The sequence below is a fragment of the Streptomyces sp. NPDC091282 genome (genome assembly GCF_044757385.1).
Classification (GTDB): Bacteria; Actinomycetota; Actinomycetes; order Streptomycetales; family Streptomycetaceae; genus Streptomyces; species Streptomyces gramineus.
In genome coordinates, this window is the sequence record NZ_JBIVUX010000007.1 from 401,169 (window position 1) to 423,126 (window position 21,958).

Here is a 21,958-nt window from a genome sequence, read left to right on the forward strand (position 1 = left end):
GACGAGTGCCCCATGCACTCATCCGGGCGGCGGTCCGGCCGTCGTCGCCGGTCACGGCGTCCGGGAGGCGGTCGGCGTGGCCGGTGCCGTCTCCGCGCCCGACGCCGTGACGTCGGCCGTGCTCTCCACCGGTCTGCCCCGCACGGCCCAGACCGTGCCGTCGTCCGCGTAGAGCCGGGCGGTGACGTGGTGGGTGCCGTGCGGGACGAGCCCGGCGGGCAGGTGGTAGGCGGGGCCGCGCAACCGGGTCACCAGGCCGCCGTCCACGAAGAGGTAGGCGAGGCCCTGCCCGGCCACCGCCCGGGGCGCCGCGCCGGCCCGGGAGAAGCGGAAGCGGTGCACGTCGAGCCGTACGTCCCAGCCGCCGGCGGCGTCGGGTGTGACCACCGTGCCCACCTCGGGCGCCTGCTTCCCGGCGACCTCGCGGTAGTGGCGTCCGCTCTCGTCCGTGTCGCCGAGCAGCGTGCCCGCCGGTGCGGACGGCCCCGGCTCCCGCCGCCCGTGCGCCTCCCCGGTCCCGCAGCCCGCCGCCGCGGCCGACAGCAGGACGCAGAGCGCGAGCGCGCCCGGCACTCCACGCGTCCACGACATGCCCGGGAGCGTAGAACAGCGGGCCGCGGACCGGATCCCCCTGAAGTCGGGTTCTCGCCGAACCTCCCCGGAATGATCCCGGCCCCCTTGCACCCGCCCCGACTCAATCCTACGGTGATACATAGGAATCAGGCGGACACCGGTCCAGGGAGCGATCATGGGCGATGGGGGCACCTCCCGCACGAGCGAGTCGCGGCGGGCGGCAGCGCGGAAGACCGCGGAGGGACTGGCGTACCTCTCGGGGTTCGGCAACGAGCACGCCACGGAGGCGGTGCCGGGCGCGCTGCCCGAGGGCCGCAACTCCCCGCAGCGCGCGCCGCTCGGCCTGTACGCGGAGCAGCTCAGCGGTACGGCCTTCACCGAGCCGCGGGCCGTCAACCGCCGCTCCTGGCTGTACCGGATCCGTCCCTCGGCCGCCCACCCGGCGTTCGCACGGGCCGCCGACGACGGCCCGCTGCGCACCGCGCCCTTCACCGACGTCGTCCCGGACCCGAACCGGCTGCGCTGGAACCCGCTGCCGGAACCGGCGCCCGGCACGGACCTCCTCGCGGGCCTGTGGACGCTCGGCGGCAACGGCGACGCGACCCAGCGCACCGGCATGGCCGTGCACCTCTACCACGCCGACTCCTCGATGGAGCGGGTCTTCTCGGACGCGGACGGCGAGCTGCTGATCGTCCCCGAGCGCGGCGGGCTGCTGCTGCGCACGGAGTTCGGCCTGCTGCACGCGGAGCCGGGGCACGTGGCGCTGATCCCCCGCGGGGTCCGCTTCCGCGTGGACCTGCTGGACGACACGGCCCGGGGCTACGTGTGCGAGAACTACGGCTCGCCCTTCCGCCTCCCCGACCTGGGCCCGATCGGCGCCAACGGCCTCGCCAACCCGCGGGACTTCCAGGCCCCCGTCGCCGCCTACGAGGACGTGGAGGGACCGGTGGAGGTGGTCAGCAAGTTCTGCGGCCACCTGTGGACGGCCACCTACGACCACTCCCCGCTGGACGTCGTCGCCTGGCACGGCACGCATGTGCCCTACGTCTACGATCTGCGCCGTTTCAACGTCATCGGCAGCATCTCCTACGACCACCCCGATCCGTCCGTCTTCACCGTGCTGACGTCCCCGTCGGACACCCCCGGCCTGGCGGGCGTCGACTTCGTGGTCTTCGCCCCGCGCTGGCTGGTCGGCGAGAACACCTTCCGGCCGCCCTACTTCCACCGGAACGTGATGAGCGAGTACATGGGCCTGGTCGAGGGCGCCTACGACGCCAAGGCGGAGGGCTTCGTGCCGGGCGGCGGCTCGCTGCACAACATGATGTCGGCGCACGGCCCGGACCGGGAGACGTTCGACCGGGCGAGCGCGGCCGAGCTGCGGCCGCAGAAGATCGACGACGGCCTCGCCTTCATGTTCGAGACCCGCTGGCCGGTGACGCTCACCCCGCAGGCGGCGGCCGCCGAGCACCTCCAGCCGCGCTACGACGACGTGTGGCGGGGCATGGAGCGGCACTTCCGGCCCTTGCACTGAAGATCCCCCGACGGTACGGATGGCCCGTGACCTCCTTCGCCCCTGACTCGATCGTCCTGAACCGCAAGCTGCCGCTCTGGTATCAGGTGTCGCAGTCGCTGCGCGCCTCGATACTCGGGCGCTCGCCCAGGGACCCGCTCCGGCTGCCCACCGAGGAGCAGCTGGCGGAGCACTACGGCGTGAGCGTGCTGACCATGCGTCAGGCGCTCAAGGAGCTGGAGGACGAGGGCCTGATCAGCCGCCACCGCCGCCGGGGCACCTTCATCGAACCCGACGTCCGCCGGGCCGCCCCGGTACGGCTCCTCGGCTCGGTGGACGCGATCGTGGCCCAGCAGTCCGGCATGACGGCCGAGCTGCTGGACCACGGCACGGCACCCGTGACCGGCGAACTCGCCGACTACTTCCCGGATCTCGACGAGGTGGCCACCTACCACCGGCTGCGCAGCGACGAGCAGACGGGCGAGCCCACCAACCACGCCCGCAACCACGTCCGTCCCGAACTGGCCGGACGCATCGACCCGGAGGACCTGGCCAGGCGGCCCATGACCAAGGTGCTCCGCGACGTGGTCGGCGCGGACATCGGCCGGATCACCGACACGGTCGAGGCCCGGCTGGCCGACCCGGAGACGGCCCGGCTGCTCCGGGTCCCGCTGCTCAGCCCGATCCTGCACTACACGGGAGTCACCTACGACACCGCGGGCCGGGTCCTGGACCTGGCGGTCATCCACTACCGGGGCGACCGCTTCTCCTTCACGGTCACCCTCGACGCGACCTGAAGTCGTCGTACGATGCCGGGCGTGACGCACGACGACGCTCCGCTGCTGGCGGACCTCATGCCGTGGTCCGTCGCACCACTGCGGCTCGGCCGGGAGTGGCCGACGGCCCCCGATCCGGCGACCCTGAAGGACCGCTGGGACGCGCTCCTCGCCTCCGAGGGCCCCGGCCGCGAGGCCCTGTTCGAACCGACGCGGGCCCGGACCGTCCGTTCGGCCGTGCCCCAGCTGCCGGGTCAGCCGACCGGCACCGAGCGGCTGGCGGGGGCCTTCGGCCCGTGCGCGGCCCCGGTCCGCGTCCTCGCCGCCCCGTTCGACGAGCAGTGGCTGATCCCGGACCACCGCCTGATCGACGCGGCCCGCCCGGAACTGTGGCGGGTGGCCGACGCCCACCAGGTCTTCGCCGTGGAGTCCGCGGAGGGCATGCCCCTGCTGGCGACCTCCCTGCTGCCCACGCTGCGCACGGGCCGGGTCCGCCCGCTGTACCGGCGGCCGGGCGGACGGGAACCGAACCTGGCGCCGGGCCTGCTGGCCCACCTCGGCGGGCGGCTGGGCCACACCCCGGCCCCGCCGGACGTGCTGGCCTGGGCGCTGGCCACAATCCGCCCCGACCACACGGTCCCGCTCACCGGGGACCCCGAGCTGTGGTCCCACGGCGTGCGGCTCGGCCACCGCGCGCTGTGGCTGCTCCGCCGCGACGGCGAACGCCCCAAGCTGCCGGGCGGCCGCCGCCCCTACGTCCGCGCCCCGCTCCCCGCCCGGCCGCTCACCCTGCGCTACGACCCGGACGAGGAGACCCTGCACATCGACGAGGGCCGCGTCTCGCCGGTCCCGCCGCAGGCCTGGAAGTTCTCCCTGGGGGACGTGCGGGTCCTGGAGGCGTGGTTCGCGGCCCGGACGGCGCCGGTCGCACCGGGAACCCTGGCGGGGATCGTCCCGCGGGCCTGGCCCCAGGCGTGGACGTCGGACCTGCTGGAGCTGATCACGGTGCTGGCCCTGCTGGCGGACGTACGGTCCGAGCAGGCCGCGCCGGCGAGCGGGACCCCGATCACGGCGACGGACCTGCGCGAGGCCGGCGTCCTGCCGCCGCCCGAGGCGTCCCGCAGGCCGGCCTCGATCCTCGAACACACCGAGGAGGGTCCGGCGGGTCAGCTGACCCTGCTGTGACCGGCCCGGGGGCGCGGAGAACCGCGCGACCGGCTCCTACCCACCCGCAGACAAGGACGCCCCTATGGACCCCCTGCCCCTCGACGGCATCACGGTGGTGGCCGTCGAACAGGCCGTCGCCGCACCGTTCGCCACCCGGCAGCTCGCCGATCTCGGTGCCAGGGTCGTCAAGGTCGAACGGATCGACGGCGGTGACTTCGCGCGCGGCTACGACACCGCCGCGCGGGGGCTCGCGTCGCACTTCGTGTGGTGCAACCGGGGCAAGGAGTCCATCGCGCTGGACCTGAAGGACCCCCGCGGACAGGACGTCGTGCGACGGCTCGTCGCGGACGCGGACGTCTTCGTGCAGAACCTCGCGCACGGGGCCGCCGCCCGGCTCGGCCTGGACGCGGCCACGCTCTGTGCCGCGCACCCCCGCCTGGTCGCCGTCGACGTGTCCGGGTACGGCGCGACGGGACCGTACTCCGGCAAACGCGCGTACGACATGCTCGTGCAGTGCGAGGCGGGGCTGGTGTCGGTCACCGGCACGCCGGAAGCGCCGGTGAAGGCGGGCATCCCGGCGGCGGACATCGCGGCGGGCATGTACGTCTTCTCGGGGGTCCTGGCGGCGCTGGTGCGGCGCGGGACGACCGGCCGCGGCGGGCCGGTGGAGGTGTCCATGCTGGACGCGCTGGCCGAATGGATGGGACACCCGCTGCACCTCGCCCTGCACGGCGGCACCCCGCCGGAGCGCACCGGTCTCGCGCACGCGGTGATCGCGCCGTACGACGCCTATCCGACCGGGGACGGCGGCCGGGTGCTGCTGTCGGTGCAGAACGACCGGGAATGGCGCCGGCTCGCCGAACAGGTGATCGGGCGGCCGGAGTTGGGTTCGGATCCGGCGTTCGCGACGAACGCCGCGCGGGTGGCGAACCGGGCGCGGACCGACGAGCTCGTCGCGGCGGCCCTGGGAGCGGTCGGTGCGGACGAGGCGGTGGCACGGCTGGAGGCCGCGGGCATCGCGTGCGCGCGGCTGCGGGACGTGTCCGGGCTGGCGGAGCATCCGCAGCTGGCGGCCCGGGGACGGTGGCGGGAGGTGGGGTCGCCGGTCGGGCCGCTGCGTGCGCTGCTGCCGCCCATCACGCTGCCGGGCGGGGACGAGGCGCGGATGGGGGACGTACCCGCGCTCGGGCAGCACACCGAAGCGCTGCTGCGTGCCGTGGGGATGACGGACGCCGAGAGAGCAGCGCTGCGCCGGGACGGTGTGGCTGCCTGAGCGCGAGCCGGACGGTCAGTGTCTGCCGCTGCCGCCGAACAGCGAACGGCGCAGCCGGCGCAGTGGCGCGAAGAGGGAGACGCGGCTGACCCGCGCACCCCGGTCGCTGCGCTGCGCGGGTTCACGCGCGGTCAGCTCACGCATCAGTGACGTCGCCTCGACCGCCTGCTGCTGCGGTATGGCGGGACCCGCCAGTACCGACAGATGGCGGTCGAGGCGCGAACTGGTCGCGCTGCTCCCGCAGGTGATCGCAGGAACCCTCGCCCTGCTGCGTGTTATCTGCTCCATGTCACTCCCCACCCGTACGAGTCCACCCGGCCCGGGCAGGGTAACCCTATCGCCCCGATGGGGCACTCGTGTATCGCGGTCACAGGATTCACCTTCCCCGCAAGGCTGTTGACGACCCCTCTTTGACTACTCTCCGAATCCAACCGATTTCAGGGCGAGTTGGACAACCGGCTGGCTGGTGGGCTGCGGAGAGCCGCCCGCGGGCTCCACGGTCACTGCGAGTGACGTGGCCGATCGGTCGAGACCGGTGGCGACCAAGGGCGTGTCGGCCGCGAAGAGCCCGAGGGAGCGCGGTTGCGCACGGGGGCGCATGAGCCAGAGCTGATGCACGCGCCCGTCGGGCGGAGTGCCGTATCCGCTGAGCGTGACGACGGCCTCTCCGGTCGAGACGGAGACCACCGCCGCGATGCTCCGGCCCCGGGAGTCCTTGCCGGCGGTCGAACGGGCGTCGGGCGCGGCCAGGACGTGGGCGATCTCACGCGCCTGGGCGCGCTCCGCGTCCAGGCGGTCCTGGGTCCGGCCGGCCTGCACCGCGAAGAGCGAGGCGACGACCAGGGCGGCGGCCGCGGTGGCGGTGGCGAACGGCACGAACAGGGGCCGGCGCCCGCCGCGCGACGGCGGCGGCTGCGCGCCCCAGACGTGCGGCGGCAGGCTGGGAACGTGCTCGCGGGCGGGGGCGGGCGCCTGCGGGGTGGCGCGGACGGCGGCCAGGACCCGTTCGCGCATCGCGAGGGGCGGCGGGGCGGCCGTCGACCAGGCCAGCCGCACCGCGTCCTCGGCGAGCGCGCGGACCTCGGCGGCACACCGGTCGCAGGTCGCCAGGTGCTTCTCGAAGCGGCGCCGTTCGCCGGGTTCCAGGGCGTCCAGGGCGTAGGGCGCGGCCAGCGAGTGCGGGTCCTCGCGGTGCAGCAGACGGCCGACCAGGCTCATGCCGCACCTCCCAGGCAGTCCCGCAGCCGGGTGAGTCCGTCGCGCATCCGCGTCTTGACCGTGCCCAGCGGCAGTTTGAGCCGTTCGGCCACCTCACGGTAGGTGTAGCCGTCGTAGTAGGCCAGGGTCACCGACTGGCGCTGGAGTGCGGTGAGGCGGCCGAGGCAGCGGCGCACCCATTCGCGTTCGAGACCGGCCTCCACCTCCTCGGCGACCTGGTCGAAGGCGGGTTCGCCCGCGCGCAGGGCCTCGCGCTGCTCGCGTTCGCCGGCCGCGCGGGCGCTGCGCACCCGGTCCACGGCACGGCGGTGGGCGAGGGTGAGGATCCAGGAGAGGGCACTGCCCCGGTCCGGATCGAACTTGGGTGCGGAGCGCCAGAGTTCGAGGAGCACCTCCTGGGCCACCTCCTCGGACTGGGCGGGGTCGCGGACCACGCGTCGCACGAGTCCGAACACCGGACCGGACACCAGTCCGTAGAGGTCCTCGAACGCCTTCTGGTCGCCGGCCGCGACGAGCACCAGCAGTTCGTCCGCCTCCACCCCGCTCCCCCCTCTGTGGCCGCACCCGGCCCGTCCCCCCACACCAGGCATTCGCAACTGACGCACCTCCGGCAGAAGTACGTACGCGAGGACCGAAAACGCGGGTCGAGCAGGAAGAAAAGATTTTTTTCTTCCGACCAATCCGAAAGACGACCGCGCTCCGTATACCCGTCCGTCAAGCAAGTTGGGATCGAGGGACGGACGGCATGACACCTCTAATCTCCAGGAGCGGCGCGGGGCGCAAGGGCCTTGTCTCGCTCGTCTGTGGGGCACTGGCCACCGGCGGGATCACAGCCGCCAGCGTCGCCGCGCTGGAACCGGGAGCGGCCTCCGCCTCCTCCCACCGGGAAGCCCCGCTCATCTCGGGAACCCCGCAGTACGACAACACCGACCTGTACGCGTTCGTCAGCCCGGACAAGCCGGACACGACGACGATCGTGTCGGACTACATCCCCTTCGAGGAACCGGCGGGCGGCCCGAACTTCTACCAGTTCGCCGACGACGCCCAGTACGACATCCACATCGACAACAACGGTGACGCGAAGGACGATCTGGTCTTCCGCTACACCTTCCGCACGCAGACAAAGAACAAGAAGACGTTCCTCTACAACACCGGAGTGGTCGACAACCTGACCGACCCCGACCTGAACGTCACGCAGTCGTACAACCTGGACCTGATCAAGTTCAGCAACGGCAGGCAGCAGCACACGACACGGCTCGCCAGCGACATCCCCGCGGCCCCGTCGGACGTCGGCAAGGCGTCGATGCCGGACTACGGCAAGCTGCGCGCCCAGGCCGTCTACAAGACGGTCAACGGCGGGGCGACCTTCGCCGGCCAGGCGGACGACCCGTTCTTCGCCGACCTGCGCGTCTTCGACCTGCTGTACGGCGGCAACCTCAGCGAGGTCGGCCGCGACACCCTCAAGGGCTACAACGTCAACACGATCGCCCTCCAGGTGCCGAACTCCCTGATCCGGCAGTCGGCTTCGCGCCCGACCGTCGGCATCTACGCCACGACCCAGCGCAGGAACGCGCAGGGCTACTACACGCAGGTCTCGCGCCTCGGCAACCCGCTGGTCAACGAGGTCGTCAACCCGCAGAAGGACAAGGACAAGTTCAACGCGTCCCAGCCCAAGGACGACGCGCAGTTCCTGAAGAACGTGACCAACCCGGAACTGCCGGGGCTCATCGAGGCGATCTACCACATCAAGGCACCGAAGGAACCACGCAACGACCTCGTCGACGTGTTCCTCAAGGGCGTCAAGGGCCTCAACCAGGAGCAGCCGCAGGCGACTCCGTCCGAGATGCTGCGCCTGAACACGTCCATCAAGCCCACCGCCAAGCCCAAGCGGCTCGGGGTCCTGGACGGTGACAACGCGGGCTTCCCGAACGGACGCCGGCTCACCGACGACGTGATCGACGAGGCGCTGCAGGTCGTCGAGGGCGAGCTGGTCGGTGCGAAGAACGACCTGGGCGACGCGGTCGACAAGAACGACAAGAACTTCGAGAAGTACTTCCCGTACGTGGCCGAACCGACGTCCGGCTCCCGTGGCGCGCTCGCCAAGGCCGCCGGGAGCAGCACCAAGAGCGCGCTGGGCGACGCCCTGACCGGCGCCGACAGCGGCAGCAACACGACGCTGATCGCCGGGTCCGCGGCCGCGGGCGCGGCGGGCGTGCTGCTGATCGGCACGGCGTTCGGCTGGTGGCGCCGGCGGATGCAGCGGCCGTACTGAGCCCCACCGCGGCCGGGGCGGCGGGGTGACCGCCGGCCCGTTCGCGGCTGATCACGCAGCTCCCCGCGACGCCCCGTGAGGGCGCTCGGCATCCCCCATGTACCGGCGCGGCCCGCTTCCCACTCAATCCCCCACGGCAGCGGGCCGCGCCACCCGTGCGACAGCTACTAGGAGAGGGCATGGCCCCGGGTACGAACGACACACAGCCCGCCGACCCGAAGGACGACGAGCGGGTCGCCGCGCTGCGCCGCTTCGCGGCCGCGGGGCGGAACTGGCGGCGCGCCCGACTCGCCGGGTCGGCGGTGCTGCTGGCCATCGCGCTGACCGGCGGAGCGATCGCCTTCGGGGCGTCCGGGAAGGGCGGGGCGCCGGTGGCCGCGTCCAGCGCCGTGTCACCGGCGATGCTGGCGAGCGGCGACCTCGACACGACGATCGCCTCCCTCCAGGCCCATCTCCGCACCCAGCCGAAGGACTCCGACAGCTGGGCCACCCTCGGCCTCGCCTACGTCGAACAGGCGCGCACCAAGGGCGACCCGTCCCGCTACCCGCAGGCCGAGAAGTCCCTCGCCCGCGCGCTGCGGATCACGCCGGGCAACGACCAGGCGCTGGCCGGGCAGGCCGCGCTCGCCGCCGCCCGGCACCAGTTCGCGCAGGCGCTCACCTACGCCGACCGGGCCCTCGCCCAGAACCCGTACAACGCCGGCGCCCTGTCCTCCCGTATCGACGCCCTGGTCGAACTCGGCCGGTACGCCGACGCGTCCAAGGCCGCCGACCTCGCGGACCGGCGCAAGCCGGGCGTACCGGTGTTCACCCGGTACGCGTACGTGCGGGAGCTGCGGGGCGACGTGCGGACGGCCGGGCAGGTGCTGCGGCAGGCGCTGTCCACGGCCACCTCGAAGGGCGACATCGCCTACGTGGCCGCGCAGCTCGGGCTCCTCGCCTGGAACCAGGGCGACTACCGGAGCGCGCTGGACTACTACGCCCGCGCGCTGGCCGCCGACGAGAACTACCTGCCCGCGCTGGAGGGCCGGGCCCGCGCCCAGGCGGCGACCGGCGACCGGGCCGACGCCATCAAGGGCATGGAACTGGTCGTCTCCCGCTACCCGTTGCCCCAGCCCCTGGTCGAACTCGGCGAGCTGTACGAGGACCGGAACGCCGAGGGCGACAAGGCGAAGGCCGAGGACCAGTACGCGCTGGTCGAGGCCTGGATCGCGCTCGCCCGCGCCAACGGCGTCAACGCCGACCTGGACACCGCGCTCGCCGCCGCCGACCACGGCGACAAGGCCGAGGCGCTGAAGGCCGCCCGCGCCGAGTGGGCCCGCCGCCGCACCGTGCACACGGCGGACGCGCTGGCCTGGGCGCTGCACGTCAACGGCAAGGACAAGGAGGCCCTGCCGTACGCCCGCCGGGCCGCCGCCACCGGCTACCGCAACGCCTCCTTCGGCTACCACCTGGGCATGATCGAGCTGGCCGACGGCGACAGGACGGCCGGCCGGGCCGCCCTCACCGGGGCCCTGAAGCTCAACCCCGGGTTCTCCCCGCTGGGCGCACGCGCGGCCCGCAAGGCGCTGGAGGCCACGAAGTGAACCTCCGCCGCGCCGCCGCCCTGCTCGTCGTGACCGGCGGCCTCACGCTCCTGTCCGCCACGGCCGCGAGCGCCCACCCGCTCGGCAACTTCACCGTCAACAAGTACGACGGTCTGGTCGCCGCGCCGGGGCAGCTCCGCGTCGACCACGTCGAGGACCTCGCCGAGATCCCGGCGACCCAGGCCGGACCGGACCTCAAGCGGCTGGGCACCGCCGGATGGGCCGAGCGGCGCTGCGCCGCCGCGGCAGACGGCAGCGCCCTGACCGTCGACGGCAGGGCGACCCCGCTCACGGTGGCCGGCAGCCACGCCGAACTCCGCCCCGGCCAGGCCGGGTTGCACACCCTGCGCGTCGAGTGCCGCCTCACCGCGCCGCTCGCCGAGGGCGGCACGGCCACCGTCTCCTTCCACAGCGCGGGCGCCGACACCGGTCCGGGCTGGCGGGAGATCACGGCACGCGGCGACCGGATGACGCTGACCCGGACGGACGTGCCGACGACGTCCGTCTCCCGCGAACTCACCCGCTATCCCAAGGATCTGCTCTCCTCCCCGGCGGACGTCACGACCGCCGCCGTGCGGATACGGCCGGGCGGACCGGCCCTCGCCGAGGAGCGGCAGTCCGCCCCCGGAGCCGCGATCCTCCCGCGGGGCGTCGACCGCTGGACCCAGGACCTGACCGATCTGGTCGCCCGCAACCACCTCACGGCCGGGTTCGCGGCACTCGCGCTCCTCATCTCGGTCGGCCTCGGCGCGATGCACGCGCTCGCACCGGGGCACGGCAAGACGCTGATGGCGGCGACCGCGGCGGCCCGCGGCGGCCGCGCCCGGCCGCGCGACGTCCTCCCGCTGGCCGCGTCGGTCACGGTCACCCACACGCTGGGCGTGGTCGCCCTCGGCGTCCTGGTCACGGCCGGGTCGGCGGCCACTCCTTCGGTGATCGCCTGGCTGGGCATCGCGAGCGGCCTCATGGTCCTGGCGGCGGGTGCGAACCTGACCCGCAGGGCGTGGCGGACCCGCGCGCACCGGCACGGCCACGGCGGACCCCCGCGTCACGACCACGGACACGGCCACCACCACGGGCACGGAGCGGCCGACGAGCCGGAGCCGGCCCTGGTCGGCGCCCGGGAGCACACCCACGGCCACGACCACCCGCACGACCACGGTCGCGCCCACGACCACCCGCACGACCACGGCCCCGCGCATGACCACCCGCACCCGCACGACCACGACCACGACCACGAGGCCCTCTCCGGTGTGCCGCACCGTCACGGCGGGTTCACCCACACCCACTCCACGGCCCCCACCGTCCGCGGCACCATCCTGCTCGGCTTCGCCGGCGGCCTGGTCCCCAGCCCCTCCGCGGTGGTCGTGCTCGTCGGTGCCGCCGCCCTCGGACAGGCCTGGTTCGGGCTGCTGCTCGTCGTCGCCTACGGCATCGGTCTCGCACTGACCCTGACCGCGGCCGGATTCGCCGTCGTCAGGCTGGGTACGGGAATGAACCGGGTGCTGGACAGACGCCCACGGTGGACCACCCACCCCCTGGCCGCGCTGGTCCGCGGGACCGCACCGCTCGCCTCGGCGCTCGTGGTCGTGGCCCTGGGGGCGGGACTGGTGCTCAAGGGCGCCGCATCCGCACTGCTCTGAGTTACTTTTGTGATGAATCAGCGCGAGCTGCCGTGGGGAGCACCCGTGACCGAAGAGCCGGGCCGTGAGCGAGTGATCGCGGGCCGCTACAGACTGTTGTCCCCGCTCGGCGAGGGCGGCATGGGCACCGTGTGGCGGGCCAGGGACGAGGTGCTGGGCCGCGAGGTCGCCGTCAAGGAGGTCCGCGCGCCCGCCGGGCTGCCCGGCTCCGACGTCGAGCGGATGTACGCCCGCCTGGAGCGTGAGGCCTGGGCCGCGGCCCGGGTCGCGAACCGCAACGTCGTGACGGTGTACGACGTGGCGATGGAGGGCGGACGGCCCTGGATCGTCATGGAGTTGGTCCGCGGGGTGTCCCTCGCCGACGTCCTGGAGTCCGAGGGCCCGATGTCCCCGCAGCGGGCCGCCGGCGTCGGCGCCGAGGTGCTGTCCGCGCTGCGCGCCGCGCACGCCGCCGGGGTGCTGCACCGGGACGTGAAGCCGGGCAACGTGCTGCTGTCGAACGACGGACGGGTGGTGCTCACCGACTTCGGGATCGCCACCGTCGAGGGCAGTTCGGCGCTGACCATGACGGGCGAGGTGATCGGTTCGCCCGAGTACCTCGCTCCGGAGCGGGCGCTGGGACGCGCGTTCGGCCCGGAGTCGGACCTGTGGTCGCTCGGTGTGCTGCTGTACGCGGCGGTGGAGGGCACCTCGCCGTTCCGGCTGGACACCCCGCTGAACACGCTCCGGGCCGTGGTGGACGAGGACCTGCCCCCGTCGTACCGGGCGGGAGCCCTGGCCCCGGTGATCGAGGGACTGCTCCGCAAGGACCCGGCCGCGCGGATCTCCGCCGAACAGGCAGAGCGCGACCTGAGGTTGGTCGCCGCGGGAGGCACCCCGAACACGGCCGCCGCCGTCCCGGTCGCGGCCCGCGACGAGGCTCCGACCCTCGTCGCCGGGCAGTACGGGTCCGCCACCGCCACGCCCGCGCTGCCCACTCCCGTCCCGGCGGACACCCGGCCGCCCGGCTCCGGCCGCGACGGCAACGGCCGGGCGGGCACCGTGCTGCTCATCGGGCTGGTGCTGGTCGTCCTCGCGCTCGGCGGGCTGACGTACGCCCTCCTGAACCAGGGCGGCGGTGCTGCCGGCGACGACGGCGCGGGACCGAGCACCTCGGCGAGCAACCTCAGCTCCCCGGCGCCCAGCCGGAGCGAGGACCATTCCGATACGCCGTCGCCGTCCGCGAGCAGCGGCGCGGCCGCGCAGAGCGTGAAGGTCTCGGTGGCCGGCTCCGGCACCGACTACTCCGGGAGCTGCCCGCCGCCGACCGCGCAGGCGCCCTCCTTCACGGCCACGTTCACGGTCGGGAGGGTGCCCGCGGAGGTGCGGTACCGCTGGGTGCTGAAGAAGGGGTCGCTCGACGACCAGGGGTGGAAGACGCTGTCCTTCCCGGACGGCGGCGGGAAGACCCGCCAGACCAGGGTGACGGTGACGACCTGGTCCGGCGGCGGGACGCTGCAGGACGCGATCTCCGTCGAGGTGCGCGGCCCGGTGACGGCCACGTCCGACTCGGTGCCGTTCTCGGTGACCTGCGCCTCGGCGACGGAGACCCCGACCGACGGGGCCTCCTCTTCGCCTTCTCCTTCGGGTTCGGACTGAGAACGGGCGGGTCCGGCCGGCGTACCGGTCAGGCGTTGCCGGTCAGGACCGGCAGGTAGCCGCCGGAGTGACCGGACGCGGTGGGGTGGTACGACTCGCCGATGTCCAGCCAGTTGACGCTGTGCAGCCAGGAGTTGCTGGAGCAGATCTCGTGGCCGGTGAACGTGGTGCGGATGTCGCCGAAGACGAACCCGTGGTCGGCGGCGCGCTTGGCGATCGCCGCGTCGATGTAGTCGGCGGCGTTGTTGATGGCGGTGCGCTTGGCCGTGGAGAGGCCGAGGCAGGTGGTGCCCAGCTTGTAGAAGCGGGGGTAGCCGAGGACGACGACCCGGGCGTTGGGGGCCCTGGCGGTGATGGCGTCGTACACGGCGTCGAGCTTGCCGGGGAGGGTGGAGTCGACGTAGGCCTCGGCGGTGCCGATCCGGGACAGGCAGGTGCTGTCGGAGCTGAGCACACACGTCGTCATGACGTCGGCGAAGCCCGCGTCGTTGCCGCCGATCGTGATCGAGACCAGGGACGTCGAGGAGGTCAGGGTGCCGAGCTGGCCGGACAGGACATCGTCCGTGGTGGCGCCCGAGCAGGCCAGGAACGAGAACGAGGACGGGCTGTGGGCGGCGTTCCACAGGTAGGGGTAGGCCTTCGTGCTGCGGTCGCAGCTGCCGCTCGAACTGATGTAGCTGCCGGCGCCGACACCGGACGAATACGAATCGCCGAGCGCCACGTAACCCCCGGCGGCCGCTTGTGCGTCGGTTGCGGCCCCGGTGAGTGCCAGGCCGGTGGCGAGGAGGAGTGAAGTCACGTATGCCGTAATTCGGGAACGTCTCATGGAACCTCCCTTTAGCAGGATCTCTGCCACAACCGTCGTACCAACTACGCGTGTTGACGGGAAGTGTCCATGCCAAAACTTTTCGGGACTCAACCGGTCCGCGCCGGACCGGTGTTGTAAAGAAATTGGGCGACTTGTCCCCAGGAGACATCAGCCGCCCCCGGGGAACGGTCAGGTCCGGAGACCCGCTTGACGCTCCGCGTTCGCCTGCGCGACATTGAAGCCCGGCATCCGGCGCCTTGGGGGGCAAAGTCGGCCATGCAGACCATACGACTCAAGACACCGTCACCACCGGGCGAGGAACGGGCACGGCCAGGACCGGGGAGGGCCCTGGAACCGCTGCTCGCGGGCGCCGCGACCGCCGTCGCCGGCGCGGGCGCGCTGCTCGCCCTGACCGACTCGGGCTCGCCGCTGCGCGGCCCGTTCACACTGCTCTTCCTGATCGGCGCGCCGGCCGCGGCGATCGGCCTGGCGCTGCGCGGACTCGATCCGTTCGCGCGCACGCTCACCGCACTCGCGGGCGCCGTCGCGCTGGACATGCTCGTCGCACAGGGCATGCTCGCCACCCACCACTGGTCCTGGCGCGGCGGAGTCGTCGCCGTGACCGCGATCAGCGTTCTCCTGCTGCTGGTACGACCGCGACCGGTGACGCGCATTCTCAAACGAATGTTCCGGCGGACCGGGAATATCCGTTCGAGGTGAAGAGCGGGGCCGGCCGCATCCGCGTAACGGCCCGACCAACAAAAAGCAAGCCGCGCTCGCCGGACTTGCCATACGGGTTCAATCATCAATACCGTCGTACAACTCACCCGCAAGGGAACATCATTCAGCGGCTCCAGGGGAGGGCTCAGGGACCGCGGTGTTCCGGTGCGGGGCGCGGTAGGGGGGTGCCGTGCTCGGCGACCGCGAGGGCCATTGTTTTTCGAATGCGCCCTTTGCTGTTTCCGAGTCGTGCCGCGCGACCGGCTGCCTTTTTCCGGCGGACCGGTTGGCTTTACCAGCTCACCTGCGCTGACGGAGATCCTTGTCTCCGTGCCGCGGGTGATAACCCCCCTTTCGAACCGGACACGGAAGCGGGCCGCCCAGGGGCGGGCGGTCCACCGGACGAGAGGGACAAGACTCGTGAGTTCTGTTCTGCGCCAGCCGGCCTCGGAGCAAGATCCGTTAATGGCTGCCGAATACCGACCGATCTCCTCCCACCTGGCGATCACACCGCCGGTGAGCGTGGTGATCCCCGCGATGAATGAGGCGGAGAATCTCCCTTACGTCTTCAAGACACTTCCCGGCTGGATCCACGAAGTGGTCCTGGTGGACGGGAATTCCACCGACGGCACCGTGGACGTCGCACGGGAGTTGTGGCCCGGCGTGAAAGTCGTCGAACAGAGCGGGAAAGGCAAGGGAGACGCCCTGATCACCGGGTTCGAGGCGTGCACCGGCGACATCATCGTCATGGTGGACGCGGACGGCTCGGCCGACGGCCACGAGATCGTGTCGTACGTCTCCGCCCTGGTCTCCGGTGCCGACTTCGCCAAGGGCTCGCGGTTCGCCAACGGCGGCGGCACGGACGACATGACGTTCATCCGCAAGCTCGGCAACTGGGCGCTGTGCACGATCGTCAACCGCAAGTTCGGCGCCCGCTACACCGACCTCTGCTACGGCTACAACGCCTTCTGGCGGCACTGCCTCGACAAGATCGACCTCGACTGCACCGGCTTCGAGATCGAGACCCTGATCAACGTCCGGGTGGTCAAGGCGGGTCTGAAGGTGCAGGAGATCCCCAGCTACGAGTACCTCCGGATCCACGGCACCAGCAACCTGCGCGCCGTACGGGACGGCCTGCGGGTCCTCAGGGTGATCCTCGGGGAGCGCTCCAACCGGCGTGCGCTGCGCCGCCGGGTCCGGCACTCCCCGATGCTCGGCACCGGCCAGGGAGAGTCGTCTTGAGCGATCCCGGCATCTCCGTCGTGATCTGCGTGTACACCGAGGACCGCTGGGAGGACATCCTCGCGGCGGTCGCCTCGGTGCGCGCCCAGTCCTATCCGCCGCTGGAGACCCTGCTGGTCGTCGACCACAACCCGGTGCTCCTGGAACGGCTCATGACGCAGTACGAACGAGCCGCGCACGTCCGGGTGCTCGCCAACGCGGGCCCCCGCGGCCTGTCCGCCGGCCGCAACACCGGCATCGCCTCCTCCCACGGCGAGGTGATCGCCTTCCTCGACGACGACGCCGTCGCCGAACGGGACTGGCTGCTGTGCTTCGCCGAGGGGTACGCCGACCCGCGGGTGATGGCCGTGGGCGGCCGGACCCTGCCCGTCTGGGCCTCGGGCCGCCGCCCGCACTGGTTCCCGGAGGAGTTCGACTGGGTGGTCGGCTGCACCTACCGGGGACTGCCACCGGGCCGGGTCCGGGTCCGCAACGTCTTCGGCGGAAACGCTTCTTTCCGGCGTACCGCCTTCGACGCGGCGGGCGGCTTCGCCACCGGCATCGGCCGGGACGGCGACCGGCGCCCGCTGGGCTGCGAGGAGACCGAGCTGTGCATCCGGCTCACCCGGGCCCGCCCGGACGCCGTGCTGCTCATCGACGACCGCGCGGTGATCCACCACCGGGTGCCGCGGGCCCGCGAGCACTTCGGCTACTTCCGCACCCGCGCCTGGGCCGAAGGCCTCTCCAAGGCCCTGGTCGCCCGCAGCGTGGGCGCCGCCAGTGGACTGGAGTCCGAACGCCGGTACGCCACACGGGTGCTGCCCGCCGGGATCGCCCGCGGCCTGCGGGACGCCCTCCTCGCGCGGCCGGGCGGCGCCGGCCGGGCCGGGGCGATCGTCACCGGGGTGCTGACCGCGGCGGGCGGTTACGTGGTCGGGACCGTGCGCGCCCGGCGCGGCGGGGCGGCCTTCGCCGTCGCCGGGACCGGCGCGGGCCTCGTGGCCGGCACGGACGGGAGGCGTCATGACTGAGGCACCGGTGCCCATCCTCATGTACCACTCGGTCGCCACCGCGCCGAACCGGGCCACCCACGCGCTGTCGGTGGCACCGGAGGCGTTCGCCGAACAGATGGCGCTCGTCGCGGACCTGGGCCTGACCCCCGTCACCACGGCCGAGCTGGCCGCGGGCTGGCGCTCGGGCGGCCCGCTCCCCGGCCGGCCCGTCCTGATCACCTTCGACGACGGCTACGAGGGCGTGCACCGGCACGCCCTCCCGGTCCTCGCCAAGCACGGTTTCGCCGCCACCCTGTTCGTCTCGACGGGCTGGATCAGGGGCGCGTACGACACCGGAGGCGGCCCGGACGCCATGCTCGACTGGGACCAGGTGCGCGAACTCTCCGACGCCGGCTGCGAGATCGGCGGACACAGCCACACCCATCCGCAGCTCGACCAGCTCGACGACGACCGGCTGCGGGCCGAACTGGTGTGGTGCCGTGACATCGTCGCCGAGCAACTGGGCTCCGCACCCGCCTCGTTCGCCTATCCGTTCGGCTACTCCAGCCGCCGGGTCAGGCACGCCGTGCGGGACACCGGGCACACCCAGGCGCTCGCCGTCGGGAACGGCCTCGCCCACCGCCGCCAGGGTCCCTACGCGCTGCACCGCGTCACCGTGCGCCGCACCACGGACACCGCGGAGTTCGTCCGGCTGCTCCAGGGCCGCGCGATCGCCCGCACCTTCGCCAAGGACCGTGCCCTGACCAAGGGGTACGCCGTTCTCCGCAGAGCCCGCCAGGTCCGCCGGAAGGCCATCCGTTCCCGTGTCTGACACGACGACCACCACGACCGAGGCAACGACCCGCGCGACAGCGGCACCCGAGCGGCCCGGGCGCCGCCTCCGGCTGCCCGGCGGCGGCCCGCCGGGCAGCAGCCCGCTCTTCCGCAACGCCTACGCGCTGATGCTCAACACCGGCATCTCCGCGGTGCTGGGCCTGGGCTTCTGGCTGGCGGCGGCCCGCTACTACTCCGAATCGGCGGTCGGCCAGGGCTCCGCCGCGATCGCCGCCATGAAACTCCTCGCGGGCCTGACCGCGGTGACCCTGACCGGCGCCCTGGCCCGCTTCATCCCGGTGGCGGGCCGGGCCACCGGCCGGTTCGTCTTCCGCACCTACGCGGGCAGTTCCCTGATCGTGGCGCTGGCCGCGGGCGTCTTCCTGACGACCCTCGGGTTCTGGGGGCCGTCGTACCGCTTCCTGCACGGGCCGCTGCCCGGTCTCGGGTTCGTCGTCGCGGTCGTCGCCTGGAACCTGCTCACCCTCCAGGACGGCGTGCTGACCGGACTGCGCAACGCGCCCTGGGTGCCGGTCGGCAACACCGTGTTCTCGGCCGTCAAGCTGGGCCTGCTGGTCGCGTTCGCGGTGGCCGTCCCGATGGCCGGCGTGTTCGTGTCCTGGGTCGCGGCGATCGCCACCTCGGTGGTGCCGCTGGGCTGGCTGGTGTTCCGGCGCCTGGTGCCCCGGCACGTCAAGGCGACCGAGGAACACGCCAGACCGCCCACCCTGCGGGAGATCGGCAGGTTCCTGGCCGGCGACTACACCGGGTCGCTGTTCTCCCTCGCCGTCGTCTACCTGGTGCCGGTGATCATCGCCTCGCAGGTCAGCTCCGAGGACAACGCGTACTTCTACATCACCACCACCATCGGCGGCACCACCAACCTGCTGGCCATCAACATGGGCGCCTCGCTCACCGTCGAGGGCTCGCACGACCCGGCGCGGCTGGCCGCCCACACCCGGGCCGCGCTGAAGCGGATGGCCCGGATCATGGTGCCCGTCTGCTCCCTGCTGTTCTTCGGGGCGCCCCTCATCCTCGGTGTCTTCGGCACGGGCTACGCGGACGCGGCGACCCCGCTGCTGCGCTGGTTCGCGGTCGGCGCCCTGCTCAGGGTCGTGATGGAGACCTACTTCGCGGTGCTGCGCGCCCAGAGCCGCACCGCCGGACTGGCCTGGCTGCAGGGCCTGTTGTGCGTGCTGGTGCTCGGGCTGACCCTGTTGCTGCTGCCCAGGATGGGGCTGACCGGCGCGGGCGTGGCCGAGATCTCCAGCCTCGCGGTGATCGTGACGATCGCGGCGCCCAAGCTGTGGCGGACACTGCACGCGACCCCGGCCGACGTCCCCGAGGACGCGGCACCGGACGGTGACCTCGCCGACCTCGGGGCGCACGAGGTCCCGGCCGCGGCCCCGCCGCACCGGCGGAGCCCGGCGTGGGCGCTGGACTCCGACACGCTCGCCCTCGGCATCCACGTGGACTTCGACCACGTGGAGCGCCGTCCGGACGTCCGCCCGGGTCCCGGCACCCCGCCCACGGGCACACCCGTCGTCCTCCCGGACGACCGGCCGACCCGGGCGCTGCGGGCACCGCGGCACCCCGGCCCGCCGGCGGAGGTGCGGGAGCCGGGCGCGGAGGCCTCGGCCGGTCCTGCCGAGGCCGCGCCGAAGGACACGGCGGCCGGCGCGCCGTCCGTACCGCTGCGGGAGCGGCTGATGCCCACCCGGACCGGCGTCCTGCTCGGCTGCCTGCTGGTCGCCGCCCTGCTCCTGTACTGGGTGCCCGCCGCCCGGCTCGACGACGCCGACCTGGACCGGATGGGCGGGCTCGGGCTGGTCTCGGTGCTGCCGCCGCCGACCCTGGCCGGGGCGGCGCTGCTGGTGGTGGTGTTCGCCGCGCTGCTGCGGCCGCGCCGCGAGCACCGGGCGCTGCTCCTGGTCACCCTGCTGGCCACGGTGGTGTCGCTGCACGCGCTGCCCGCCGTGATCGAGACGGAACCCCGGTTCCCGACGGCCTGGCAGCATCTCGGGTTCATCGACTACATCGACCGCACCGGGTCGGCCGTACCCGACCTGGACGCCCGCTGGAGCTGGCCGGGCTTCTTCGCGGCGGCGGCCTTCGTCGGCCGGGCCTGCGGGGTCACGGACTTCACCGAGGTCATCCGCTGGTGGCCGACGTGCGTCCAGCTCGCCTACCTGGCACCGATGTTCCTGCTCGTGCGGTCGATGCGGGCGAGCTGGCGGGCCAAGTGGGCCGGCGTCTGGATCTTCGTGCTGTGCGGCTGGGTCGGCCAGGACTACTTCTCCCCGCAGGGTTTCACCTACCTCCTCTACCTGATGTTCGTGGCGATCCTGCTCGTCTGGTTCCGCGCCCCGCACGTCATCTGGACGAGGTTCCGTCCCGGCGAGGCGGAGGTCGAGCCGGTCGACCGGCGCCGGCAGGCGGTCCTGCTCCTGGTGCTCACCGGCCTGTACGCGGCGACCGTGCCGGCACACCAGCTGACCCCGTTCGTGATGCTGGGCGTGCTCGCGGTCCTGGTCCTGGCCGGCCGGTCCGAACTGCGCGGCCAGCCGCTGCTGTTCGGGGTGGTCGCGGCCGTCTGGCTGGGATTCATGGCCGAGCCGTACTGGTCGGGGCACTTCGACGACCTGTTCGGCGGCGTCGGCGGAATCGGCAGCAACGTCTCGACCTCGGTCTCCGGCCGTATCCAGGGCGGCAGTCCGGCCCACAAGCTGGTCCTGTACGTCCGGGTCCTGCTGGCCGGCGGCACGATGGCGTTCGCCGTCTGGGGCTGGTGGCGGCGCCGCCTGCACCGGTACCGCGAGCGGTCCCTGCCGATCCTGGCCTTCGTCCCGTTCCTGGGCTTCGGCATGCAGTCGTACGGCGGCGAGATGGCCCTGCGGGTCTTCATGTTCGCCCTGCCGGGCGCCGCCCTGCTGGCCGGTCTCGCCCTGTTCCCGCGCACCGGCGCCACGGCGCAGGAGCGCGGGAAGGACCGCACGGTCCTGGCCCCGGTGGCCGCGCTGCTGGCGGGGCTGCTGCTCATGGGCGGCTTCCTGGTGGCCCGCTGGGGCAACGAGCCCTTCGAGCGGGTGCGTCCCGGCGAGGTCGCCGCGATGGACTACGTCTACGCCCACGACAGGCCGACCGTACGGCTGTTGTGGCTGAGCAACGACACGGTCGCCGACGTGACCCCGGCGCTCCCGTGGGGCGCCCGGGACATGGAGCGGGTCGACTACGTGCCGACGCCGGCGCCGGCCGACCCGAGGCTGGTGGCGGGTCTGGTCAAGGAGTTGAAGGACGCCGGCCCGAACTCGTACCTGATGGTCGGCAGGAGCCAGACCGTCTACCTCCGGATGGACGCGGGCTACCCGGCCGCCTGGGAGAGCCGGCTGATCCGGAGCCTGGACGGCCGGCAGGACCTGACGAAGGTCCTGGTCAACGCCGACGTGACCCTGTACGCGCTGCGTGAGCGGCCCACCGGTGCGGTGGCGCAGCCGGATCCGGGGCCGATCGGGCCGCGGATCACCTGGACGCCGTGGTCGGTGGTCGGCGCGCTCGCCGCCGTGGCCCTGATCCTGCTGCTGACGGCGCGCGAGGTGGTCCGGGTCGCGGTCCGGCCCGGCGTGCGTCAGGTGCGGTGGCTCCAGGGGAGCTTCTGGTTCTCGCTGCCTCTGCTCGCGGTGCTGCTGGCGTCGCTGGCGCAGCGGTTCCTGACGCTCAAATAGGCGGG

18 protein-coding genes are annotated in these 21,958 nt (G+C 73.0%); 13 read left to right on the plus strand and 5 right to left on the minus strand.

From position 1 onward, the window contains the following. Positions 1 to 51: 51 nt before the first annotated feature. Positions 52 to 591: a hypothetical protein gene (locus ACIQOE_RS31410; protein WP_365573459.1), complete on the minus strand. Its 540-nt coding sequence runs from the start codon at positions 589 to 591 to the stop codon at positions 52 to 54. 157 nt (positions 592 to 748) lie between these two features. Here ACIQOE_RS31410 and hmgA point away from each other — a divergent pair, with 157 nt between their 5' ends. The 4 genes from hmgA (at position 749) to ACIQOE_RS31430 (ending at position 5,299) form a co-directional block, all read left to right on the plus strand. Then, a complete protein-coding gene (gene hmgA / locus ACIQOE_RS31415; RefSeq protein WP_401415007.1) occupies positions 749 to 2,104 on the plus strand; it encodes a homogentisate 1,2-dioxygenase in 1,356 nt (451 codons plus the stop codon). A gap of 26 nt (positions 2,105 to 2,130) precedes the next feature. After that, the gene (locus ACIQOE_RS31420) at positions 2,131 to 2,880 is read left to right on the plus strand and encodes a GntR family transcriptional regulator (RefSeq protein ID WP_351320594.1); all 750 of its coding nucleotides are present in this window, start codon (positions 2,131 to 2,133) and stop codon (positions 2,878 to 2,880) included. 12 nt (positions 2,881 to 2,892) lie between these two features. Beyond that, a complete protein-coding gene (locus tag ACIQOE_RS31425; RefSeq protein ID WP_401415009.1) occupies positions 2,893 to 4,044 on the plus strand; it encodes a type ISP restriction/modification enzyme in 1,152 nt (383 codons plus the stop codon). A 64-nt stretch (positions 4,045 to 4,108) separates the two neighbouring features. Continuing rightward, complete coding sequence (locus ACIQOE_RS31430) at positions 4,109 to 5,299, plus strand: CaiB/BaiF CoA transferase family protein (protein ID WP_401415011.1); 1,191 nt, start codon at positions 4,109 to 4,111, stop codon at positions 5,297 to 5,299. A gap of 15 nt (positions 5,300 to 5,314) precedes the next feature. On the opposite strand, the gene ACIQOE_RS31435 is transcribed toward ACIQOE_RS31430, so the two are convergent. The 3 genes from ACIQOE_RS31435 to ACIQOE_RS31445 form a co-directional block, all read right to left on the minus strand. After that, positions 5,315 to 5,587 (minus strand): hypothetical protein, encoded by a 273-nt coding sequence (locus ACIQOE_RS31435; protein ID WP_351320600.1) that lies wholly within the window; start codon positions 5,585 to 5,587, stop codon positions 5,315 to 5,317. A gap of 126 nt (positions 5,588 to 5,713) precedes the next feature. Beyond that, positions 5,714 to 6,517, minus strand: coding sequence for an anti-sigma factor (locus tag ACIQOE_RS31440; protein ID WP_365573447.1), 804 nt, complete (start codon positions 6,515 to 6,517; stop codon positions 5,714 to 5,716). Further along, positions 6,514 to 7,056 (minus strand): sigma-70 family RNA polymerase sigma factor, encoded by a 543-nt coding sequence (locus ACIQOE_RS31445; protein ID WP_362643649.1) that lies wholly within the window; start codon positions 7,054 to 7,056, stop codon positions 6,514 to 6,516. The genes ACIQOE_RS31440 and ACIQOE_RS31445 overlap by 4 nt, the downstream gene beginning before the upstream one ends. A gap of 206 nt (positions 7,057 to 7,262) precedes the next feature. Between ACIQOE_RS31445 and ACIQOE_RS31450 the strand changes: the two genes are divergently transcribed. From ACIQOE_RS31450 to ACIQOE_RS31465, 4 genes are read left to right on the plus strand one after another with little or no spacing between them, the layout of a single operon-like run. Continuing rightward, the gene (locus ACIQOE_RS31450; RefSeq protein WP_399013105.1) at positions 7,263 to 8,789 is read left to right on the plus strand and encodes a DUF4331 domain-containing protein; all 1,527 of its coding nucleotides are present in this window, start codon (positions 7,263 to 7,265) and stop codon (positions 8,787 to 8,789) included. A gap of 47 nt (positions 8,790 to 8,836) precedes the next feature. Further along, the gene (locus ACIQOE_RS31455; RefSeq protein WP_401415087.1) at positions 8,837 to 10,375 is read left to right on the plus strand and encodes a tetratricopeptide repeat protein; all 1,539 of its coding nucleotides are present in this window, start codon (positions 8,837 to 8,839) and stop codon (positions 10,373 to 10,375) included. Beyond that, on the plus strand, positions 10,372 to 12,018 hold the full coding sequence (locus tag ACIQOE_RS31460) for a sulfite exporter TauE/SafE family protein (RefSeq protein ID WP_401415014.1): 1,647 nt from the start codon (positions 10,372 to 10,374) through the stop codon (positions 12,016 to 12,018). The genes ACIQOE_RS31455 and ACIQOE_RS31460 overlap by 4 nt, the downstream gene beginning before the upstream one ends. 12 nt (positions 12,019 to 12,030) lie before the next feature. Then, the gene (locus ACIQOE_RS31465) at positions 12,031 to 13,656 is read left to right on the plus strand and encodes a serine/threonine-protein kinase (protein ID WP_401415016.1); all 1,626 of its coding nucleotides are present in this window, start codon (positions 12,031 to 12,033) and stop codon (positions 13,654 to 13,656) included. A 28-nt stretch (positions 13,657 to 13,684) separates the two neighbouring features. Here the strand turns inward: ACIQOE_RS31465 and ACIQOE_RS31470 are convergent, their stop codons facing one another. Then, on the minus strand, positions 13,685 to 14,482 hold the full coding sequence (locus ACIQOE_RS31470; RefSeq protein WP_362643654.1) for an SGNH/GDSL hydrolase family protein: 798 nt from the start codon (positions 14,480 to 14,482) through the stop codon (positions 13,685 to 13,687). Positions 14,483 to 14,740: 258 nt separating this feature from the next. On the opposite strand from ACIQOE_RS31470, the gene ACIQOE_RS31475 reads away from it, so the two are divergent. The 5 genes from ACIQOE_RS31475 to ACIQOE_RS31495 all read left to right on the plus strand — a co-directional run bounded on the left by ACIQOE_RS31475 (position 14,741) and on the right by ACIQOE_RS31495 (position 21,953). Beyond that, positions 14,741 to 15,184, plus strand: coding sequence for a hypothetical protein (locus ACIQOE_RS31475; RefSeq protein WP_401415018.1), 444 nt, complete (start codon positions 14,741 to 14,743; stop codon positions 15,182 to 15,184). A gap of 420 nt (positions 15,185 to 15,604) precedes the next feature. Then, on the plus strand, positions 15,605 to 16,426 hold the full coding sequence (locus ACIQOE_RS31480; protein ID WP_401415020.1) for a glycosyltransferase family 2 protein: 822 nt from the start codon (positions 15,605 to 15,607) through the stop codon (positions 16,424 to 16,426). Next, positions 16,423 to 17,436: a glycosyltransferase family 2 protein gene (locus ACIQOE_RS31485; protein WP_401415022.1), complete on the plus strand. Its 1,014-nt coding sequence runs from the start codon at positions 16,423 to 16,425 to the stop codon at positions 17,434 to 17,436. Before ACIQOE_RS31480 ends, ACIQOE_RS31485 begins: the two co-directional genes overlap by 4 nt. Beyond that, positions 17,429 to 18,229, plus strand: coding sequence for a polysaccharide deacetylase family protein (locus tag ACIQOE_RS31490; RefSeq protein ID WP_351320622.1), 801 nt, complete (start codon positions 17,429 to 17,431; stop codon positions 18,227 to 18,229). Before ACIQOE_RS31485 ends, ACIQOE_RS31490 begins: the two co-directional genes overlap by 8 nt. Beyond that, a complete protein-coding gene (locus ACIQOE_RS31495; protein ID WP_401415024.1) occupies positions 18,222 to 21,953 on the plus strand; it encodes a lipopolysaccharide biosynthesis protein in 3,732 nt (1,243 codons plus the stop codon). Before ACIQOE_RS31490 ends, ACIQOE_RS31495 begins: the two co-directional genes overlap by 8 nt. Positions 21,954 to 21,958 lie beyond the last annotated feature (5 nt).